The following is a 14,782-nucleotide window of genomic DNA, read 5'->3' on the forward strand; positions in this document are numbered from 1 at the left end:
GACGAACGGAGAGGAGAGTCTGTTCGATTCCATGCTGCTGCGCGCTCCCCAGGCCCTCTGCGAGGTGGCGGGCGTCCGTGACCAGGCCCCGGGCAACACCGTCGAGGGTGTCCAGATCGGTCGCGACGAGGCGGTACGGGGCTGAACCTCGTCGACCGGCGCGGTCACCGGCCGCGGGACACCTACCCACCCCACGGGCCTCCGTCACCCCCTGCCCCTGACCCAACCGGGTGAACGGCGCCCGGGCAGCGATCCCCGACGCCGCGGGCACGACATGCTACGAGCGCCGGTGCGGGCCGACGCGCGCCCGGACGCGCGTTCACCGGATGCGGGCACAGCGGGGCGGAGAGGAATCGCACATGGCAGCGGGGGATGTGCCCGAGCGGATGCAGGCGGCGGCCTTCGACGAGTTCGGGGGTCCGGAGGTGATCACCCTGCGTACCCTGCCGGTGCCGCAGATAGCCGACGACGAGATCCTGCTCAAGGTGTGGAGCGCCGGTGTGGGGGTGTGGGACGCCTTCGCGCGGGAGGGCACGCTGGTGCCCGAGGGCGCCGCGTTCCCGATGGTGCCCGGCACCGAGGCTGCGGGGACGGTCGCCGCGGTGGGACGGCGGGTGACCAACGTCGCGGAGGGCGACCTGGTCTACGTGTACGGGTACACCCGGCCGAAGGGTGGCTTCTACGCCGAGTACGCGGCGACGAAGGCGCAGTACGTCGCGAAGCTGCCGTCGGGTGTGCCGGCGGAGCACGCTGGGGCCATGCCCACCGACGCACTGACCGCGTTGTCCGGACTGGACGTCCTGGGCCTCCCCGCCGGGGCGTGGGTGCTGATCTTCGGCGCGAGCGGCGGCCAGGGGCATCTGGCCGTGCAGTTGGCGAAGCGGCAGGGACTCAACGTGATCGCCGTGGCGTCCGGGGCGGAGGGCGTGGCGCTGGTGACCCGGCTCGGCGCCGACCTGTCCCTTGACGGCCACGGCGACCTCACGGAGGTGCTCGCCCGCATCCGCGACGTGGCCCCGGACGGGGTCGACGGCGTCCTGGCGATGGCGGGTGGCGCAACTCTGGACCGACTCGCCGGAGCGCTCCGCGACGGTGGCCTGCTCGCCTACCCCAACGGGGTGCAACCGGCGCCGCGCGAACGACCCGGCGTGACGGTCCAGGCGTACAACGGCGAGACGGGTCCCGAACGGTTGCAGCGCCTCAATGAGTTCATCGAGGCGGGACCGTTCCAGGTGCACGTCGCCGAGGCGTTCCCCCTCGGGCGGGCGGCGGAGGCGCACCGGCGCCTGCAGACCTCCTTTCCCGGCAGGTTGCTGCTCACAGTCAGGTAGCCAGATCCTGCGTCGGACCCTGTCCGGCCGCCCGGAGCCAGCGGGCCGTACGCGCCGAGGGGTTGAGAGGACCAGCTACCACCCGCCCGCGCCGCAGGACGCGGACGCCGGCCGACCGGACGCCGGGTGGGCGTCCGGTCGGCCGGCGTCGATCGGCTCCGCTTCGGGGTGGGACCGGTGGGAACGGGCCGACGAGGTCCGGGCTGCGGCGGTCAGCCGGCCACGGACTGGTTGTAGTCCTTGATCGGGCCGGCCAGCGCCTGCTGCTGCTGCTCGAGCGCCACCCGCGGGTCGGTACCGCTGAGCACCGCCGCCTGCATGGCCTGCTCCGCGGCCTTGCGGGCCTGCGGCATCGCGCCGAGCAGGCAGCCCTGGGTCGCCTTGCTCAGCGGGGTGTTCTGCAGCTGCGTGATGGCGGTCTGGAACTGCGGCCGCTGGGCCACCCACTGCTTGTCCACGTCGGTCTCCAGGGCGCCCTTGCTGATCGGGAAGTACCCGGTCGAGGTGTGCCAGGTGGCCTGCGAGTCCTTGTCGGACAGGAACTTCACGAACTCCCACGCGGCGCGCTTGTGCGCGTCGTCCTTGCCCTTGCCGACCACCCACAGCGAGGCGCCACCGATGATCGGGCCGCCCGCGTCGCCGGCGTTGATCTTCGGGTAGTTGCCGGTGGCGAGCTCGAACTTGCCCTCGGTGCTCTTGAGGAAGCCGCTCAGCGAGCCGGTCGACTCCAGCGTCATCGCCACCGTGCCGGCGGTGAACGCGTTGTCCGCGGTGGTGGTGTTGCTGTCCAGCTTGGGGGCCAGGCCCTCGTCCACCATCTTCTTCCACCAGGCCAGCAGCTTGACGTGGTCGTCGGTGGCCAGCTGGACGGTGGTGCCCCGGCCGTCACGGCCGTTGCCCTGGTCGCAGTACTCCTGGTTGCCGGCGGCGGTCCACTGCTCCAGGAACCAGCCGTAGAGCGCGGCGCCGAAGCCGTACTGGGTGACCCGGCCGCTGGCGTCCTTGACGGTCAGCTTGCGGGCCGCCTCGGTGATCTCGTCGAGGGTCTTCGGCGGGTTCGTCGGGTCGAGGCCAGCCTTGGTGAACGCCGTCTTGTTCAGGTACAGCAGGGGCATCGAGGTGTTGAACGGCATCGAGTAGAGCTTGTTGTCGACCGAGTAGTAGCCCGCGATGTTCGGCTGGATGTCCGAGGTGTTGGTCTTGTCGACGTCCACGAACGACTGCACCGGCATCGTCGACTTCGAGTCGATCATGAACCGGGTGCCGATGTCGTAGACCTGCACCACGTCCGGCGCCTGGCCGCTGTTGAGCGCCGCCTTGTACGCCGACAGGGTGTCGTCGTAGGTGTTCTTGAACTGGAGGTTGACCTTGACCCGACCCTTGTTCTTCGCGTTGAACTGGTCGGTGAGCTGCTGGAGCGCCTCGCCGTTCTTGCCGCTCATCGCGTGCCAGAAGTCGATCGACACCTCGCCCTTGCCGTCCAGGGCGCTGGCGGCCGGCGCGCCCGCGCCGCCGGTCGCGTCGCTGGTGTTCGCCGTGGCCGAACCGCAGGCCGCGGCGGTGGCCGTGAGGGCGGCGAGCGAGAGCCCGACCGCCACCCGGCGCAGAGTGGTACGCACTGGTTCCTCCTACTACTGGGGTGAGGTGATTACTTGACCGCGCCGGCCGTGAAGCCCCGGACGAGCCAGCGCTGGCCGAAGACGACCAGCAGCAGCGTCGGCACCAGCGTGATGGTGATGCCGGCCAGGAGCACGGCGGGACTGCCGCCCTCGTTGTCCTTGAGGGCGAAGACCGCGGTCTGCAGGGTGTTCAGGGAGTTGTTGCTGGACGAGATGATCAAGGGCCAGAAGTACATGTTCCAGCCCTGCAGGAACGACCAGACGGCGATGCCGATCAACGCCGGCCGGGTGGCGGGCAACAGGATGGTGACGAGGAACCGCAGGTGGCCGCAGCCGTCGATGACGGCGGCCTCGCGCAGCTCCCGGGGGAACTGGGCGAACGCCTGGCGCAGCATGAACACGCCGAAGCCGGTGGCCAGGAAGGGCAGGATCAGGCTGAGCCGGTTGTCGTTGATGCCCAGCGACCGGATGAACAGCGCGTTCGGCACCACGATCGACTCGTACGGCACCATGATCGTGGCCAGGAACAGCCAGAAGATCGGCCGGCGCAACGGGCTGCGCAGGAAGACCAGGGCGTACGCGGCCAGGCACGAGGTGACCAGGTGCCCGAGCATCACGCTCACCCCGACGAAGAGCGAGTTGACGAAGGCCGGGGCGAGCGGCACCACCGGCTGCCGCCACGCGGCCCGGTAGTTCTCCAGCGTCCAGTGCCCGCTGAAGAGTTGCGGCGGCTGGTGCAGCAGCGCGTTCGACGGCAGGAAGCCGCCGATCACGGTGAGCAGCACCGGGAAGAGCAGCACCACCGCGGCGACGCCGAGCCAGAGGTAGGTCAGGACGGTCGGTACCGGACCGGGCCGGTTCACGCTCCTGCTCACCGGTAGTGCACCCGCCTCTCCAGTACGCCGAACTGCAGCACGGCGATCAGCACGCCGATCACCAGCAGCACCAGCCCCTGCGCGCTGGCCAGCCCGAAGTTGCTGTTGTTGTTGTGGAACGCGTTGTCGAAGATCGAATAGACCAGCGTTCGGGTGTGTCCGTTCGGCCCGCCGTCGGTCATGATCTGCACCTGGCCGAGCGCCTGGAGCGCGGCCAACGTGGTGGTCACCACGGCGAAGAAGAGGCTCGGCGAGATCATCGGCAGCACGATGCTGACGAACTGCCGGGGGCCGGTGGCCCCGTCCATCCGGGCCGCCTCCAGCACCTCCTCGTCGACCCCGGCCAGGCCGGCGGCGAGCACCAGCAGGTTGAAGCCGGAGACCATCCAGACCGTCACCCCGACCACGGTGGCCATCGCCCAGCCCGGCTCGGTGGTCCAGTTCGGCGCGGGAGCGCCGACCAGGCCCAGCGCCCAGTTCACCGGGGAGACGCCGGGGTTCAGCATGATCAGCCAGACCACGCTGGCCGCCGAGACCGAGTAGGCGAACGGGAGGGCGAAGGCGGTCCGGAAGATCCGCATGCCGGGCAGTCGCTGGCTCATCGGCGCGGCCAGGGCGAGGGGCAGCAGCACACCGGGCACCACGACCAGGACGGTGAAGACCAGGGTCTGCCAGAGCAGCGTGCCGAAGGCCGGTGTGAGCAGTTCGTGAAAGTGCTGCAGTCCGACCGAGCGGGTCGGGTTGCCGAGGATGTCGTTGCCCCGGGTGGCCAGGTACACCGCCTGGAAGAGCGGAAAGATCACGAAGGCGCCCAGGCCGGCCAGGCCGGGGAGGACGAAGAGCAGGCCGAGTGCGGCCTCCCGGGTTCGCACCGGGGTGGCGCCGCGCCGGGTCCGGCCGGGCGGCCGGTCGGCGGACGCGTCGGCGAACGGCCCGCCCGCCAGCAGAGTTGGAGCTGTCACATCGGGGAACCTTGTACCGCTCACGCGTCCGACCGGGGTTGTCCCGTGGTCGATCAGGTGACTGATGGCTGGCGCGGCAATGACGTTGCGCTACGCAGCGTCACTCCCACGCTGGGCTTCATCGACGAAGACGCTGCTGGCCGCGCTGCGGACCCCGCCGTTCAGTAACGATCCGTGGCGATGTCGCGGCGATGAGGGCCACCTCGGACGTGACGAAGTCAGTGACCGCCCGGGTGAAGGTCTCGGTCTCCTCCAAGGTGGCCGTCCCCGCCGGACCTACCATTGCCGGCCCGGCACGAGGAGAGATTCCCGCCCCAATGCCGGACCCGGCCGCCTACTCCACCGGCCGCGCGCGGGGCGGAGGCACCGGTGGGGCGTAGTATGCGGCGGCGCCGCGGGTCTCGTCGGCCACCCGTGCGCGCATGGCCTCCGGGCGGAGGACCTCGACGGCGGCGCCCAGGCTGAGCAGGGCCGAGCACGCCCACGACTCGTTCTCGAACGGGACCGTCAGCTCGACCTCCTCGGTCGCGGTGACCGGGACCAGGGCCTGCCCGTGGACGGGCACCAGGCGGCGCAGCCGCGGCAGGGCCCTCGCGGCCACGCGTACCGTGACCTCGACGCCGGGCTCCTCGTCCTCCAGCTCCCGGCGCGCCTCGGCCCAGCACCGCGCGAGGTCGAACCCGGCCGGGCGGGCCACCGGCTCGTCGAGCAGCTCCAAGGAGTGGACCCGGGAGGCCCGGTAGGTGCGGCGTTGGCCGTCGCGCCGGGCGACCAGGTACCAGTCGCCGGCCGCGAGGACGAGCCCGAGGGGGTCGATCTCCCGGGTGGTCGCCCGCCCGTCCCGTACGTACCGCAGGCGCACCCTACGGTCGCGCCAGACCGCGTCGGCGAGCTGGGTCAGGCACGGTACCGGCTCCGGCGTGCCGTACCAGCGGACCGGGTCCAGGTGGAACCGCTCCACGGTCCGGCCGGCGCGCTCCCGGGCCTCGCCGGTGAGGCTGGCCCAGACCTTGATCCGGGCGCCCTCCAGCATCTCGCCCAGCCCGAGCTGCTCGGCCGGGCCGGCGAGGCCGAGGAACGCCAGCGCCCCGGCCTCGTCGAGGCCGACCCCGGTCAGGCGGGTGCGGTAGCCGCGGTCCAGGCGGTATCCGCCGGCCGGCCCGCGGGTCGACCGCACCGGTATCCCGGCCGCCACCAGCGCCTCGATGTCCCGCTGCACGGTCCGCTCGCTGACCTCCAGGTGCGTGGCGAGCTCCCGGGCACTGGCCTGGCCGCGCACCTGGAGCTGGAGCAGCAGGGTCATCATTCGCGAGGCACGCACGGCCCCATCCTGAACCAGATATACGACAGAAGGTGTCGGGAACTCGGGTGACACTGGGTCGGCGGCGCCGCCCCCGGCGCCGCCCGGCGAGAGGAGTGACATGGCTGAGTTGTCGACGGACCCGACCGAGCGGATCACCCCGCGCCAGTTCCACGAGGCCGACGGGGTCGGGGACTGGCGGGTGCTGGGCGAGGGAGCGTGCGCGTACTTCCGCACCGGGTCGTTCGCGGCCGGCGCCCGGTTCGTCCAGGCGATCGGCGAGCTGGCCGGCCTGGACGATCACCACCCGGACGTCGACGTGCGGCACGCGGGCGTGACCGTACGGCTGATCACGATCATCCCCGGCTTCTACGGGCTGACCGCGCGCGACGTCGAGCTGGCCCGGCGGATCTCTGCGGTGGCGCGCGAGCTGGGCCTGCCCGCCGACCCGGGCGGCCTGCAGAACGTCCAGGTCACCATCGACGCGCTGGTCGGTCCCGACGTGCTGCCGTTCTGGCGTGCCCTGCTCGGCTACATCGACCGCGGCGACGGCGACCAGGACCTGATCGACCCGCGCGGTCGCGGGCCGCTGCTCTGGTTCCAGCAGATGGACGCACCGCGCCCGCAGCGCAACCGGATGCACATCGACGTCTGGGTGCCGCACGACCAGGCCGAGGCCCGGGTGGCGGCGGCGGTCGCGGCCGGCGGTCGCCTGCTGACCGACGAGTACCTGCCGGCGTACTGGGTGCTGGCCGACGCCGAGGGCAACGAGGCCTGCGTCGGCACGGCCGGTTGGATGGGGCCTGAGCCGGGCGCCCGATGAGCGGTAGCGTGACCAGGGCTCGCCGCGCTGGTGGAGGTGTGCGAACGAGAATGGCCGACACGACCCGGACGACGACGGACACAGTGATCTCCGTCGTGCCCGCCAACGAGGCGAGCTGGGACGACCTGCGGGTCGTCTTCGGTACGCGCGGCGACGCGTCCCGCTGCCAGTGCCAGTATTTCAAGACCCGTGGTTCGCAGTGGCGGTCGGTTCCGGTGGAGGAACGCGCCCACCGGCTGCGCGAGCAGACCGACTGCGGCAATTCCGAGGCCGGCACGACGAGCGGCCTGGTCGCCTACCTCGACGGCGAACCCGTCGGCTGGTGTGCGGTCGAGCCGCGCACCGCGTACGAGCGTCTGCTGCGCACCCGCGTCCCGTGGACCGGTCGCGACGAGGACAAGACCGACGAGGGCGTCTGGGCCGTCACCTGCTTCGTCACCCGCGTCGGCTTCCGGCACCGCGGGGTCAGCCGTGCGCTCGCCCGCGCCGCCGTCGACTTCGCCCGCGCGCGCGGCGCCCGCGCCGTCGAGGGCTATCCGATGATCACGGAGCCGGGCCAGGAGATGGCCTGGGGAGAGCTCTACGTCGGCAGCCGGAGCATCTTCGCCGCCGCCGGGTTCGCCGAGGTCAACCGGCCCACGCTCAGGCGCGTCGTGATGCGGATCGACTTCTGACCACCGGGCCAGGCCCGTTCTTCGGAACTTGGTTCATGGCATTAATCTGGCGGTGACGCCTCCCGGGGTGGGGCCGCCGCCGGTGGCGACAGGAAAGGTGGGCGGAGATGGACGCCAAACGCACCACCGTGCGCGACATGCGCCGCGCCAACCGCTCGGTGCTGCTCACCCGGATCTGGCTCGACGGCCCGCTCAGCCGCCACGAGCTGGGGCAGAGCACCGCGCTGAGCCTGGCCAGCGTGAGCAACCTGGTCGGCGAGATGATCGGCGAAGGGATCGTCGAGGAGGCCGGCTCGGTCGAGTCCGACGGGGGCCGTCCCCGGGTGCTGCTGCGGGTCGCCCCCGGCTACGGCTACCTGGTCGGCGCCGACGTCGGCGAGACCCGGGTCCAGGTCGAGCTCTTCGACCTGGCGATGACCGCACTGGCCAAGGCCGAATACCCGATCGCCGCCGCCGAGCCGGACCCGCACGCCGTGGCCACCCACCTGCTGCACGGGCTGGCCGCGGTGGTCGAGCAGGCCGGCGTCGACCCGGCCGCGGTGCTCGGCTTCGGCGTGGCGGTCTCCGGGACGGTGGAGCGGACCGCCGACGCCGTGGTGCACGCCCAGACGCTCGGCTGGGACGGCGTGCCGCTGGGCGCGATGCTGCGCGCCGGCACCGATATCCCGGTGCATGTCGACAACGGCGCGAAGACCCTCGGCCAGGCCGAGATGTGGTTCGGCGCCGGCCGGGGCGCCCGGCACGCCGTCATCGCCCTGGTCGGCTCCGGGATCGGCGCGAGCGTGGTGGCCGACGGGGTGGGCTACCGGGGCGCGCACAGCAGCGCCGGCGAGTGGGGCCACACCACGATCGTGTACGGCGGTCGCCGCTGTCGGTGCGGCAACCTCGGCTGCCTGGAGGCGTACGTCGGGGCGGAGGGGGTGCTGGATCGGTTCCGCCAGGCCAACCGAGGCCGCCCGGCGGTCGGCGCCGACGAGGAGAGCGCCTTCGGCGAGGTGCTGCGCTCCTCGACCCGGACGGCCGCGAAGGTGCTCGACGAGACGGTCGGCTACCTCGGCGCGGGCGTGGCGACGCTGGTCAACCTCTTCAACCCGGAGCGGGTGGTGCTCGGCGGCTGGGCCGGCCTGGCGCTGGGGGAGCGGTACCTGCCGCAGATCCGCGAGGCCACCGCGCGGCACGCGCTGCGCCAGCCGTACGCGCAGACCTCGATCGAGCTGTGCCAGCTCGGACCGGACGCGGTCGCGATGGGCGCGGCCACCCTGCCGATGGCCCGGCTGCTGCGCGACGGCGGCGTGCCCCGCGACCTGGTCGCCCGGGTGACCACGACGCCGCCGCGCGCGGCCCGCCGCCCCCGCTCCCGCGCCCGCTGAGCCACCGGGCCGGCGACACCGCGCCGGCCCGGGACGGGCGCCCGAGGTCTCCCCGGGCGCCCGCCTCGTCACCGGTCACCGCTCCCCGCGGACCCGCCGGACGGTGTCGCGGTACCAGAGCGCGCTGCGCTTCGGGGTGCGCCGCTGAGTGTCGTAGTCGACCCGCACGATGCCGAACCGCTTGTCGTAGCCGTACGCCCACTCGAAGTTGTCCAGCAGCGACCAGGCGAAGTAGCCGCGCACATCCGCCCCGGCCAGTCGGGCCCGGGCCACCGCCCGCAGGTGCTCGGTCAGGTACGTCACCCGGTCGTCGTCGGCGACGAAACCGTCGGCGTCGGGCCGGTCGTCGAACGCCGCCCCGTTCTCGGTGATCACCATCGGCACCCCCGGGTAGTCGCGGCTGAGCCGGACCAGCAGCTCGGTGAAGGACTCCGGGACGATCTCCCAGTCCATCGCGGTGCGCGGCAGGTCCCGCCGGACCACCCGCTGCACCGGCCGGCCGGCGTCGTCGCGCTCCCGCCCCTGCTCGTCCACCCCGGAGAAGAGCTGGCCGAAGTAGAAGTTGACGCCGAGCACGTCGAACGGGGTGGAGATGACCGCGAGGTCGCCCTCCTCGACGGGGATGCGCACCCCCTCGCGGGCCAGGTCGGCCACCACGTCCTCCGGGTAGCGGCCGTGGACCAGCGCGTCGAGGTAGAGCCGGTTGCCCAGGCCGTCGGCGGCCCGGGCGGCGTCCCGGTCAGCCGGGCTGTCGGTGGCCGGGTCGGCGGTGGCCAGGTTGACGGTGATGCCCAGGTCCACCGGCCCCTGCGCGGCCGCCCGCAGCCGCTGCACCGCCAGGCCGTGGCCGAGCAGCAGGTGGTGCGCCGCGGCGATTCCGTCGCCCAGGTCCCGGCGGCCCGGCGCGTGGGCGCCGTAGGCGTAGCCGAGCATCGCCGAGCACCACGGCTCGTTCAGCGTGGTCCAGGTCTTCACCCGGTCGCCGAGCGCGTCGAAGACCAGCTCCGCGTAGTCCGCGAACCGGTACGCGGTGTCCCGGACCGGCCAGCCGCCGGCGTCCTCCAGCTCCTGCGGCAGATCCCAGTGGTACAGGGTGACCCATGGGTCGACACCGCGGCCGAGCAGCTCGTCCACCAGGCGGTCGTAGAAGGCCAGCCCGGCCGGGTTGGCCGGCCCGCGCCCGCCGGGCTGCACCCGCGGCCAGGCCACCGAGAAGCGGTACGTGTCCAGCCCCAGGTCCGCGATCAGTGCGACGTCCTGCGGCATCCGGTGGTAGTGGTCGCAGGCCACGTCGCCGTTCTCCCCGTTGGCCACCGCCCCGGGCACCCGACAGAAGGTGTCCCAGATGGACGGGGTACGGCCGTCCTCGGCGACCGCGCCCTCGATCTGGTACGACGAGGTCGCCACGCCCCAGCGAAAGGTCGGCGGGAGGGTGTCGATCGGGTCGGCCTGCCCGGTGGCGGCCCGGGCGGTGCGGTCGCTGTCCATGGTTCTCCTCGCGGGTGGTGGTTCGGGATCGGGGGTGGTCGTCGGGCCGGTCGGGCCGCGACGGTTCACCGGGGGACCGCCGCGGCGGCGGGGTGCAGCCAGCAGGCGACGGCGCGCCCCGGGTCGTCGTCACCGGGCGGGCCGAGCGGTGGGAGCTCGGCGTCGCAGGGCGTGAAGGCCCGGGGGCAGCGGGGGTGGAATGCGCACCCGGTGGGCATGGCGCGCAGGTCCGGCGGGGACCCGGGGATGCCGGTCAGCTCGCGGCGCGGGCCGCGCAGCGCCGGGAAGGAGTGCAGCAATCCGTCGGTGTACGGGTGCAGGGCCCGCCGGTACAGCTCGGCGGCCGGCGCCTCCTCCACGATCCGACCCCCGTACATGATGGCGATCCGGTCGGAGAACTCGACCAGCAGCGACAGGTCGTGGGTGATGAACAGCACCGCGAAGCCGAGCCGCTCACGCAGCTCGGCGAGCTGGCCGAGGATCTGCCGCTGCATCACCACGTCCAGCGCGGTGGTCGGCTCGTCCATGATGACCACCTGCGGTTCCAGCGCCAGCGCCATGGCGATCATCACCCGCTGCCGCATGCCGCCGGAGAGCTGGTGCGGGTAGCTGTCCAGCCGGTCGCCGGCGATGCCGACCAGGCGCAGCAGCTCCCGGGCCCGGGCCAGCCGGCCGGCGGCGGTGCTCCGCGGGTCGTGCGCCTTGATCACGTCGAGCAGCTGGGTGGAGACCTTGTGTACCGGGTTGAGCGAGTTCATCGCGCCCTGGAACACGATCGAGGTCTCCGCCCAGCGGAACTGCCGCAGCTGGGCCGGGCTGAGGGTCAGCACGTCCACCGGCGGGCCGCCGACCGGGTGGTAGATCACCTCGCCGCCGCTGACGACGCCGGGCGGGGGGAGCAGCCGGGTCAGTCCGTACGCCAGGGTGGACTTGCCGCTGCCGCTCTCCCCGGCAAGCCCCAGCACCTCGCCGCGGTGCAGGGTCAGGTCGACGTCGCGGACGGCGTGCACCGCGGCGTCGCCGAGCCCGTAGTCGACGCGGAGCCCGCGGATCTCCAGCACCGGATCCCTCACGGGGCGACCTCCTCTCGGGGGGCCGGCACCGGACGGGCCGGCGCCAGCACGGGGGTGAAGCCGACCCGCATCCGTACGGTGCGGCCGTCGGCGGTGCGGATCCGGGTCTTGCCGGCGCTGCGCAGCCGGGGGCTGACGAACTCGTCGATGCCGAAGTTGATCAGGGCGAGGGCGGTGCCGAGCAGCGCGATGGCCAGCCCGGCCGGGACGAACCACCACCAGGCGCCCTGGGCCAGGGCCTGCTGGCCCTGCGCCCAGAACAGGATGGTGCCCCAGTTCCAGGACGAGATCGACGAGATGCCGATGAAGGCCAGGGTGATCTCCGACATGACCGCGAAGATGACGGTGCCGACGAAGCCGGACGCGATGATCGCGGTTAGGTTGGGCAGGATCTCGAACAGGATGATGCGCCAGGTCCGCTCGCCGGTCGCCCGGGCCGCCTCGACATAGTCGCGGCGCCGCAGCGACAACGTCTGTGCGCGCAGCACGCGGGCGCCCCACGCCCACGAGGTGAACCCGATGATGAGCGCGACCAGCGTGTCACTGGCCTGCTCGACGATCGACGTCACGATGATGATCAGCGGCAGCGCGGGAATGACCAGGAACACGTTGGACAGGGCCGACAGGCCCTCGTCGGCCGCCCCGCCGATGTAGCCGGCCGTCACGCCGATGAGGATGGACAGGATCGTCGCCAGCACGCCGGCGATCAGGCCCACGACCATCACGCTGCGCGCGCCCACCAGGATCTGGCTGAAGATGTCCTGACCCAGATGGGTGGTGCCGAACCAGTGCGTGGTCGACGGCGGCTGGAGGACGTCGCCGCTGCGCGCGTCCGGGTCGTACGGCGCCACCCACGGCCCGATGACCGCGAAAAGGCAGTAGACGGCCAGGATGACCAGGCCGGTCGCGGCCTTGGCGTTGGCCACGAACCGGAACCGGCGCCGCTTCGCCCGGCCCGGCGCGGCCGCCGGCTGGGCCATCGCCCCCTGACCGGGGATGACTTGCTCGATGCTCGACGGTGAGATTGTCATCGCTCAGCTCTTTCGGGTCCGCGGGTCGAGAAGCAGGTACGCGACATCGGCGAGCAGGTTCGCCACCAGCACGGAGATCGTGATGATCAGGAAGATCCCCTGCAACAGCGGGTAGTCCTTGGCGCCCACCGCCTGGAAGAGCTGGTAGCCGAGACCCGGGTAGGAGAAGACGATCTCCACCAGCAGCGTGCCGCCGACGATGAACCCGAGCGACAGGGCGAAGCCCGAGACGTTGGGCAGCAGCGCGTTGCGGGCGGCGTAGCTGAGGGCCACCCGGCGCTCCGACAGCCCCTTCGCGTGGGCGACCGTGATGTAGTCCTCCGACGAGACGGTGACCATCATGTTGCGCATGCTGAGGATCCATCCGCTCATCGAGGAGACCAGGATGGTGGCGGCGGGCAGGATGCTGTGCTGGATGGCGCTCGGGATGAAGTACTGGTCGAACGCCGGCACCAGGCCCGGCTCGTAGCCGCCGGAGGACGGGAAGAAGCTCCCCGGCCCGGCGAACAGGGCGATGGCGACCAGGCCCAACCAGAAGTACGGGATCGAGGACAGGAACGTCGTGGCCGGCAGCAGTCCGTCGACCCACGAGCCGCGCCGCCAGCCGGCGCCGACGCCGAGCGCGGTGCCGAGCAGGAAACTGATGATCGTGGTGATGCCGACCAGGCCAACGGTCCACGGCAGGCTGTCGCCGATCACCGTCGACACCGGCGCCGGGAAGAAGGTGAAGGACAGCCCCAGGTCACCGTGGAGGAGTTGCCCCCAGTAGTCGAGGTACTGCTCCCAGATGTTCTCGTTCTCGTCCAGCCCGAACAGCACGCGCAACGACTGGATGGCGTCGGCGCTGATCCGGCCCTGGTTGCGCGAGATGAGGGACTGGACCGGGTCGCCCGGGACCATCCGCGGGATGAAGAAGTTGAGCGTGATGGCCGCCCACGCCGTGAACAGGTAGAAGGCCATGCGCTGCAGCAGGAATCTCATCGTGCCTCCCCCCGCGTGGCGGTGTCTTCCCGCTCGACCAGCGCCGGGGGTGGCGGCACGGCCGGGTCGGCGTCGGGAGCGGCGGAGCCGGGGGCGTCGGCGGCGACGGTGGCCGGATCGTAGAGCCAGCACGCCGTCCAGTGGCCGGGCCGGTCGCCGATGCTCAGCCGCGGCGGCAGGTCCGCGGTGCAGCGCCGCATGGCGTGCGGGCACCGGGGGTGGAACCGGCAGCCGGCGGGCGGGCTGATCAGGCTCGGCGGCTCGCCGTGGCCGCGGTCCTTCCCGGCGGCCTCGTCGATGCCGGCGCCGTCGCCGGTGATGCGCTCGGGGTCCGGTGCCGACGCGGTGAGCAGCCGGGTGTACGGGTGGGCCGGGTTCTGGGTGACGGTCTCACTGTCGCCGCCCTCGACCATGCGGCCGGCGTACATCACGATCGTCTCGTCGGCGAAGTAGCGGGCCGAGGCGATGTCGTGCGTGATGTAGAGGATCGCGAGGTTGAGCCGTTCCTTGAGGTCCTGCAGCAGGTTGAGCACGCCGAGGCGGATCGAGACGTCGAGCATGGAGACCGGCTCGTCGGCGAGGAGCACCTCCGGGTCGGCGCCGAGCGCCCGGGCGATGGCGACGCGCTGCCGCTGGCCGCCGGAGAGCTCGTGCGGGAACACGTCCAGGTAGCGCTCGGGCGGGGTGAGGCTGACCCGGGTGAGCAGATCGGCCAGGGCCTTGTCCAGATCCTCTGCGCTGCGCCCCGCGTTGCCGTGGATCCGCAGCGATCGGGTGAGGTGGTAGCGGACGGTGTGCACCGGGTTCAACGACGCGAACGGGTCCTGCAGGATCAGTTGGACACGTCGCACGTACGACCGGAACGGACGACCGCCGCGCACCCTGGTCGATGTGCCGTGCAGGCGAATGTCGCCGGCGGTGCGGGGGTAGATCTGGGCCAGCAGCCGGGCCACCGTGGACTTGCCGGAGCCGGACTCCCCGACCAGCGCGGTCACCCGGCCGCGATGCAACGCGAACGATACGTCGTCGACGGCGTGCACGACTGCCGGCGTCCGGGAGAAGAGGTCACGCAGCCGTTTGCGGACGGGGAAGTGCTTGGTCAGGCCGACGGCCTCCAGCACCACCTCGTCGACCGGCGCCGCCGCGCTCTCGCTCAACGTCATGCCGAGTTCCTGTCTGGGGTTGCCGTGTCACCCGAAGGTGACGGGTACCGATTTGAGGGGTGAGTTCCGCCTCCCCGGTCGGCCGTGGCCGA

The 14,782-nt window shown here is 72.2% G+C and carries 13 protein-coding genes; 4 read left to right on the top strand and 9 right to left on the bottom strand.

Features of this window, described 5'->3' with window-relative positions:
- Positions 1-359: 359 nt before the first annotated feature.
- Positions 360-1,331, top strand: a complete 972-nt coding sequence (locus tag ACTWO6_RS16795; protein ID WP_446214770.1) for a quinone oxidoreductase family protein — start codon at positions 360-362, stop codon at positions 1,329-1,331.
- A 212-nt stretch (positions 1,332-1,543) separates the two neighbouring features.
- Here the strand turns inward: ACTWO6_RS16795 and ACTWO6_RS16800 are convergent, their stop codons facing one another.
- The 4 genes from ACTWO6_RS16800 to ACTWO6_RS16815 form a co-directional block, all read right to left on the bottom strand.
- The gene (locus tag ACTWO6_RS16800) at positions 1,544-2,950 is read right to left on the bottom strand and encodes an ABC transporter substrate-binding protein (protein ID WP_446214771.1); all 1,407 of its coding nucleotides are present in this window, start codon (positions 2,948-2,950) and stop codon (positions 1,544-1,546) included.
- A gap of 29 nt (positions 2,951-2,979) precedes the next feature.
- On the bottom strand, positions 2,980-3,825 hold the full coding sequence (locus ACTWO6_RS16805) for a carbohydrate ABC transporter permease (RefSeq protein WP_446214772.1): 846 nt from the start codon (positions 3,823-3,825) through the stop codon (positions 2,980-2,982).
- Entirely contained in the window at positions 3,822-4,787 is a 966-nt protein-coding gene (locus ACTWO6_RS16810; RefSeq protein WP_446214773.1) for a carbohydrate ABC transporter permease, read from the bottom strand. Before ACTWO6_RS16810 ends, ACTWO6_RS16805 begins: the two co-directional genes overlap by 4 nt.
- 334 nt (positions 4,788-5,121) lie before the next feature.
- On the bottom strand, positions 5,122-6,108 hold the full coding sequence (locus ACTWO6_RS16815; protein WP_446214774.1) for a helix-turn-helix transcriptional regulator: 987 nt from the start codon (positions 6,106-6,108) through the stop codon (positions 5,122-5,124).
- Between the two features lie 100 nt (positions 6,109-6,208).
- On the opposite strand from ACTWO6_RS16815, the gene ACTWO6_RS16820 reads away from it, so the two are divergent.
- The 3 genes from ACTWO6_RS16820 (at position 6,209) to ACTWO6_RS16830 (ending at position 8,954) form a co-directional block, all read left to right on the top strand.
- Positions 6,209-6,910, top strand: coding sequence for a VOC family protein (locus ACTWO6_RS16820; protein ID WP_446214775.1), 702 nt, complete (start codon positions 6,209-6,211; stop codon positions 6,908-6,910).
- Positions 6,911-6,960: 50 nt separating this feature from the next.
- Complete coding sequence (locus ACTWO6_RS16825) at positions 6,961-7,584, top strand: GNAT family N-acetyltransferase (protein WP_446214776.1); 624 nt, start codon at positions 6,961-6,963, stop codon at positions 7,582-7,584.
- A gap of 107 nt (positions 7,585-7,691) precedes the next feature.
- On the top strand, positions 7,692-8,954 hold the full coding sequence (locus ACTWO6_RS16830; RefSeq protein ID WP_446214777.1) for an ROK family protein: 1,263 nt from the start codon (positions 7,692-7,694) through the stop codon (positions 8,952-8,954).
- A 75-nt stretch (positions 8,955-9,029) separates the two neighbouring features.
- Here ACTWO6_RS16830 and ACTWO6_RS16835 read toward each other — a convergent pair whose 3' ends face one another.
- The 5 genes from ACTWO6_RS16835 to ACTWO6_RS16855 form a co-directional block, all read right to left on the bottom strand.
- Positions 9,030-10,442, bottom strand: a complete 1,413-nt coding sequence (locus ACTWO6_RS16835; protein ID WP_446214778.1) for a GH1 family beta-glucosidase — start codon at positions 10,440-10,442, stop codon at positions 9,030-9,032.
- Between the two features lie 65 nt (positions 10,443-10,507).
- The gene (locus ACTWO6_RS16840; protein ID WP_446214779.1) at positions 10,508-11,515 is read right to left on the bottom strand and encodes an ABC transporter ATP-binding protein; all 1,008 of its coding nucleotides are present in this window, start codon (positions 11,513-11,515) and stop codon (positions 10,508-10,510) included.
- Positions 11,512-12,546, bottom strand: coding sequence for an ABC transporter permease (locus ACTWO6_RS16845; protein ID WP_446214780.1), 1,035 nt, complete (start codon positions 12,544-12,546; stop codon positions 11,512-11,514). The genes ACTWO6_RS16840 and ACTWO6_RS16845 overlap by 4 nt, the downstream gene beginning before the upstream one ends.
- 3 nt (positions 12,547-12,549) lie before the next feature.
- Positions 12,550-13,527, bottom strand: a complete 978-nt coding sequence (locus ACTWO6_RS16850; RefSeq protein ID WP_446214781.1) for an ABC transporter permease — start codon at positions 13,525-13,527, stop codon at positions 12,550-12,552.
- A complete protein-coding gene (locus ACTWO6_RS16855; RefSeq protein ID WP_446214782.1) occupies positions 13,524-14,690 on the bottom strand; it encodes an ABC transporter ATP-binding protein in 1,167 nt (388 codons plus the stop codon). Before ACTWO6_RS16855 ends, ACTWO6_RS16850 begins: the two co-directional genes overlap by 4 nt.
- Between the last annotated feature and the right edge of the window lie 92 nt (positions 14,691-14,782).

It is taken from the genome of Micromonospora sp. IBHARD004 (assembly GCF_052814115.1).